Source organism: Leucobacter sp. M11 (genome assembly GCF_035726885.1).
GTDB lineage: Bacteria > Actinomycetota > Actinomycetes > Actinomycetales > Microbacteriaceae > JAPFRB01.
In genome coordinates, this window is the sequence record NZ_JAPFRB010000003.1 from 29,196 (window position 1) to 31,112 (window position 1,917).

Annotated in this window: 2 protein-coding genes; one reads left to right on the forward strand and one right to left on the reverse strand. The window is 72.9% G+C overall.

Going from position 1 to position 1,917, the window contains the following annotated elements:
- Positions 1-1,078, reverse strand: a 1,078-nt coding sequence (locus OOT08_RS08300) for a class I SAM-dependent methyltransferase (protein WP_325092162.1), incomplete at its 3' end; no start/stop codon positions are given.
- Between the two features lie 94 nt (positions 1,079-1,172).
- On the opposite strand from OOT08_RS08300, the gene OOT08_RS08305 reads away from it, so the two are divergent.
- The coding region (locus tag OOT08_RS08305; protein ID WP_325092163.1) for a chorismate-binding protein at positions 1,173-1,917 on the forward strand (745 nt) is incomplete at its 3' end.

Below are 1,917 nucleotides of genomic sequence, written 5' to 3' on the forward strand. Positions count from 1 at the left end.
CCCGCGGCTTGGTCGCGGGGGTCTTCGCCGCGGGGGCCTTCGCCGCAGGGGCCTTTGCCGCTGGGGTCTTCGTCGCGGCGGGCTTCGCCGCAGACGCTGGCTTCGCGGCGGGCTTGGCCGCGGCGGCCTTGGCGGCGGCCGGCTTTGCGGAAGCGGGCTTGGCCGTTGCGGGCTTCGCCTCGGCAGCCTTCGAGTCCGCGCCCTGCGGCGCAGCGCTCTTGGGCTGGGCTTTCTTCGGCTCGGCCTGCTTCGGCTCGGTCTGCTTCGGCTCGGCTTTCTTCGGCTCGGCCTGCTTCGGCTCGGCGCGCTTCGCGGCCGGGGCCTTCGCCGCAGGCGGGTGCTGCTCCGGGGCCGCCTCGGCGACCGGCTGCTCCGCGGGGACGAAGCCGCGGTGCAGGGCCACGATACCGAGGGTCAGGTTCCGGTACGCGACCCGCTCGAAGCCCGCCTCGCGCAACCAGGCGGCCAGCTGTTCCTGGTTCGGCCAGTCCTGGATTGAGTCGTTCAGGTAGCTGTAGGCCTCGCTCGAGCCGTTGATGAGTCCGGCGATCCGGGGCAGCACGTGCTTGGTGTACGCGAAGTAGGGCTCGCGGATCAGCGCGGCCGGGGGCCGGGAAAACTCGCAGATCACGACGCGCCCACCCGGCTTCGTGACCCGGAACATCTCGGCGATCGCGACCTGCGGGCGGTCGACGTTGCGCAGGCCAAAGGAGATCGTGGTCGCGTCAAAGCTGTTGTCGGGGAAGGGCAGGTCGGTGGCGTCAGCCCAGATGAACTCGATCCGCTCGTTCCCCGCCTGCCGGATCCGGCCCTGGGCCAGCATCCCGTGCGAGAAGTCCGCGGCGGTCACCCGCGCCCCCGCGGCGGCGAACGCCGCAGATGAGGTGCCGGTGCCGGCGGCGATGTCGAGGACCTTCATGCCCTTCCGGGGGGCGACGGCACGGGTCGCGGCGATCCGCCACAGTCGGGAGTTGCCGACCGACAGCACGTCGTTCGCGAGGTCATAGCGAGGCGACACCTCGTCAAACATGGCGGAAACGAGGCTGGACGACTTGGAAGCGGTCTCTGGACGGGTCACTCCTCCATGTTAGCCCGTGACACTTGCCCGAACACTCCCGCTCTCCTGTGAGCACGCACACACCCCGCTCCGGCGACGGCGGTAGATTAGAGGGGTGAGTCCCACCGCACCCCACCCCGTTCTCCGGGTCGTGACCCGCGCGCTCGATTCGCGCCCCGACCTGGTCGCCCTTGCCGACCCCGCGAACCCCCTGCTCTGGGTGCGCGGCGATCGAGGGTGCGTGGGGCTCGGCGAGCTGCTCCGACTGAGCTTCCGGGGCCCCTCCCGCTTCGCCGACGCGGGAGCCGCCTGGCGCGAGCTGGCCGCCGCGGCCCGGGTCACGGACCCGGTCGGCCGCCCCGGCTCCGGGCTCATTGCCCTCGGGGCCTTTGCCTTCTCCGATGCGAGCGCCGCCGAGAGCGTGCTCATCATCCCCCGCCGCCTGGTGGCGCGCGATGGCGACCAGTCCTGGGTCACCGACTTCGCCCTCGCCGGGGACGACACCGCGGCTGAGGGACCCGTGACCGAGCAGCCCGCGGCCGCGCTGGCCGAACCGCGCCCCCTCGGCGTGCTGCCCGACGCGCCGGGTTTTCGCCCGGGAGCCTTCGACGAGGCGGGGTATCGGGAGGCGGTGGCGCGCACCACCCGGCGCATCGCAGACGGCGTGGTTGAGAAGGTCGTCCTCGCCCGGGACCTCGTGGGCGAGCTGCCCGCGGGCAGCGACCTGCGCGTGCCGCTCGGCCAGCTTGCCCGCGGCTACGTGGACTGCTGGACCTTCGCGGTGGACGGCATCCTCGGGGCGAGCCCCGAGACCCTGATCCGCTCCACCTCCGGGGCGGTTTCGGCCCGGGTGCTCGCGG